Source organism: Halarchaeum salinum, assembly GCF_039520965.1.
Classification (GTDB): Archaea; Halobacteriota; Halobacteria; order Halobacteriales; family Halobacteriaceae; genus Halarchaeum; species Halarchaeum salinum.
Genome location: NZ_BAAABL010000070.1, coordinates 1 through 3,710, shown reverse-complemented (window position 1 = coordinate 3,710; position 3,710 = coordinate 1). Strand labels below are relative to the sequence as shown.

The window sequence follows — 3,710 nt, the reverse complement described above, 5'->3', positions numbered from 1 at the left end:
CTCAAGAAACTTCAGACCTGGGCGGAGGGATACGAACTGCACTCCTGAGACTTATGGGTAAGAGACAGGTCTTCAGGTGCGGGAGGAGGCAGAGGCGTGGGCGGACGCACAACCGAACCAGCCTCACCCCTCGGAGACGGACAACGAAGAACGATCCAGTGGGGGCCGCGCCGCCCGGCAATCGTCGGATCACTGATGCGGGCAGCTGGCCGCAACTATCAGCCAGGGGACGTCGTCTGGACGGTTGATCCGTTCACGAGCGGTGCGCACGTCTCCCGAATGGGCGGATGACGTGCAGATTCGCTTAGCGAAGCCGGCGAAGATCCCACGGCACGGAGTTCTCTGTTTGGCCAACTGTGGGGGCTGTCACCGAAGTGCGATATACGGCCCGAGACTGAGTAGGAGGACCGCGAGCACTCGGGTGAGGGTTTCAGCGTCGATGGATTGCGCGATCTTCCAGCCAGCGACGACGCCGACGAGTTCGGGGATGCCGATCGCGATGGCGAGTGGCCACGAGACTGCGCCTTGCGCGAGGTAGCCGGCCGTCGCGAAGGCAGCGACGAATACCGATTGGACTTGCGCGACGCCGACTGCGATCAGCATCGGGACACCGATCGCCACCAAGAGTGGAACCGCGAGAACCGGCCCACCGACACCGAGGAGCCCACCCGAGATACCGACAAACGCCCCAATACCGGCGACACCGAGCGTTCCGCGGGGCGTCATCACGTCGTAGTTGTTCCCGGCCGTTCCGTATCGCGTCCGGTAGAAGACGAGGACGCCGGTCAGCGAAACGAACACGCCCAGCAGCAGACTGAACGTCGATTCGTCGATGAGCGCGTTCAGATGGACGCCGACGAGTGCACCGGCGAAGCCGGTGAGGCTCAACACGAGCGCCATCCGCTTGCCGCCCCGTGAGTCGAGTTCGCCGGAGCGTCGATAGCTCTCGGCCCCGACCAGCCCCGTCGCGACGAACGTCGCACTGGCTGTGCCGACGACGACCGCTGGCGGCAGGTCGGTGAGCGCGACGAGTGCGATAGTGATGAAGATACCACCGGGGCCGACGGCGGTGATGCCGACGCCAGCGAACAGCGAGAGGACGACGAGGAGTGCGAGCGTCGTCGTGGGGAGGCCAGCGATCATCGGCTTAGAGTCCGCCTGTGAAGATCGCGTTGATGACGAATCGGCCGGCGCTCCACGCCGAGTAGATGGCGAGGAGGATGAGCGCGCTGTTAACGACGTTCAGCTTCCAGCCGTTCGTGTATTCGCCCATAATGTCACCGTCGTTGACTGCCCAGAACAAGAGGACGGCGGTAATGGGGAGACCAACGACACCGTTGTACGCGGGGAAGAGGATGATCATGTCGATGACGCTCAGCCCGAGATACTGATGGACGAGCGGTGAGAGGCTCCCAAGGGCGACCCCGCCGACGTAGAGTCCTTTGAACAGACGGGTACTGTCGGCGAACTCACCACCGAGTGCCTCGGGAATCATGTAGGCGGGTGCCCACATGATGGGGATGATGCTGTTGAACGCAGCAGTGAGTGTCCCGACAAGGAAGACGACCATCGCCCACTCGCCGAGGACGGACGCGAGCGCTCGTCCGGGTGTGAGGAACGTCTCGAGTTGCTCGTAGCCCGCCGGCCGGAGAACTGCGGCGGCGGCGATGACGATTGCGATCGTCGTGATCCCGCCGACGGCGTAGCCAATCGCGAGGTCGCGACGCATCGTGGGGATGTCCGAGCGGTCGGTCCACCCCTTCTCCTCGACGAGTCGCGACTCGAGGAAGAAGTTCGGCCAGAGGGCGGTCGTCCCGAGAATACTGACGGCGAGGGCCATCGAGCCGGTCGAGAGTCCTGTCGGAGCGAAGCCGGCAACGACGGCGGTGAGGTCCGGGCTGCTCGCCCCGGCAACGACGACGTACGTGACTAGCAGGGCAAACATCATCGCGACCATGATCTTCTCGACGGCATCGTAACTGAGGACGCCAATTACGATGGCGAGAAGCCCGGTCAGGTAGGCGAATGGCTCCCAACCGAGTGCCTGCAGGTCGAGCAGGACGACGATGCCCTTTCCGACGGCGGCGGTGAGTTCGAGCGTCCAGGCGACACAGCCAATCGAGAGGAGCACCATCACGACAGTTGCGAGTGTCGATCCGAGTTTCTCTCGAGCGAAGGCACCCAACGAATCACCGTGAATGCCGAGTCGGGCACTCATGTCCTGTGCCACGAATCCGAGGAGGACCGCGCCGACGACGGCCCACAGTAGGGTGTAGCCGAACCGGACACCGGCCGAGCTCGCGATGAATACTGACCCCGATCCGAAATAGCTCGCGACCATTACGAGCGCGAGCCCATACTGTTCGAAGAACTCCGAGATCGAGGGGGGCGATACACTGTCTATCGCATGTCTAACACTCATAGTAGGGGAAAACGATAACTGACAGTTACCGAACGAATACCTCAACGACCAGCAATCGACGCGTCACTTGGTAAAGTGCATGCGAAGGGAAACAGGTTGTGTCTCGCCTTTCAGCTGGCCATCAGTATCGAGTGTGATACTAGCACACCTTTGGCGGGCTTCTCACTGCGTGCTAGTCGGTCAACGGCCCTGCGCACGGTGGCGCGAGACTTGTCAGTCGGACGGGATGAATGCCCAATTCGGCGTCCGGTTCCTAACTTCAGGGCGAGCTGACTGCCGCCCCTCCGCCGCAACGATTGGAGGCCGCGACGGACATACCGCCACCCGATATTCTTCGCTCCAACGTAACGCGCGCCGTCCCCGAAGACTATCTCGACACACACTGAGCCACTCGTTTTACCGTTGAGGACGCGCCGACGACGTCGCACGTCTGCATGAACTGCTTTCGGCCAGCGACGAGCTACCGGACGGTGAGAGCCGAACAGGCCGTCCTACTCGCGCCCGGAGTCACGACGCGGTCGCACCGAGCGCCACGGCCACCGCAGGGATCACTAGTCCCGCGCTCTCGCATCGGGGCCTTGCGGAACCAAACCCGTCGAAATCCCCGCAAGGAAGAGTGGAAACAGCAGATTTCGGTCGATGGTGAGAGGAGCAAGACGATGGGTGGCGCAGCCGACTGCGGTGGCGGGCCGACGGCGTCGTGCGTGACGGCAGTTTCGAGTGTGTCGAGACCGCGCCCCTAATTGTCCCTAAACAGCTTCTTTGACGCCTAAAGAACCAGAATCCTGACCCGGGGGATCCTGTCACGGATGCCGACTCGATGACGCGCACCCCGATCCGCATCGACCGCGACGACCCCTTCGACGGCGACAGCATCCGCATCGAAAACCGATAGACGGCGATCGATTTTGGACGCCCAGCGGGCGCGACGACGTCCCCCGCCAAGCGCCCGCATCGCCCGCCAGCGCTATCGAGCGCCCCCAACGCACCACGTCGCCCCAGTCCGTCTCTCAACCGAATCCAGATTTCCACGTATTCTTGCGGGGATTACGCGGGGTTTGGGACTGACCTAACCCGCAGTAGAAGGCAGCGAGAAAGCGCGAGAAGTCGTGTTTGGAAATTCGGGGGCGGCGGTCTGTGTGGGAGTGAGTGCGAACGGACCGTCGCTCCGTCAGACACCCACCGGAGTCACGCGAGTAACTCGTCCAGTTCGTCGGGAGTAACCGACCCCACCCTACTTCGCTCGGCCTTGCGGCCTCGCTCGTTGAGGGTGGGGCTTTGATGTGGT

General features: G+C 62.9%; 2 protein-coding genes and 1 pseudogene. All 3 read right to left on the bottom strand.

What is annotated here, in order from left to right; all coding sequences use genetic code 11:
• Nucleotides 1-366: 366 nt before the first annotated feature.
• Nucleotides 367-1,143 (bottom strand): sulfite exporter TauE/SafE family protein, encoded by a 777-nt coding sequence (locus ABDZ36_RS12160; protein ID WP_211313246.1) that lies wholly within the window; start codon nucleotides 1,141-1,143, stop codon nucleotides 367-369.
• Between the two features lie 4 nt (nucleotides 1,144-1,147).
• Entirely contained in the window at nucleotides 1,148-2,422 is a 1,275-nt protein-coding gene (locus tag ABDZ36_RS12155) for an NRAMP family divalent metal transporter (protein ID WP_211313247.1), read from the bottom strand.
• Between the two features lie 213 nt (nucleotides 2,423-2,635).
• A pseudogene (locus ABDZ36_RS12150) lies at nucleotides 2,636-2,775 on the bottom strand (RNA-guided endonuclease InsQ/TnpB family protein); the annotation flags it as partial.
• Between the last annotated feature and the right edge of the window lie 935 nt (nucleotides 2,776-3,710).

What these genes read in the sequence shown, in the direction of transcription:
- ABDZ36_RS12160 (WP_211313246.1), bottom strand. Translation starts at nt 1,143, where the DNA reads ATGATCGCTGGCCTCCCCACGACGACGCTCGCACTCCTCGTCGTCCTC.
- ABDZ36_RS12155 (WP_211313247.1), bottom strand. Translation starts at nt 2,422, where the DNA reads ATGAGTGTTAGACATGCGATAGACAGTGTATCGCCCCCCTCGATCTCG.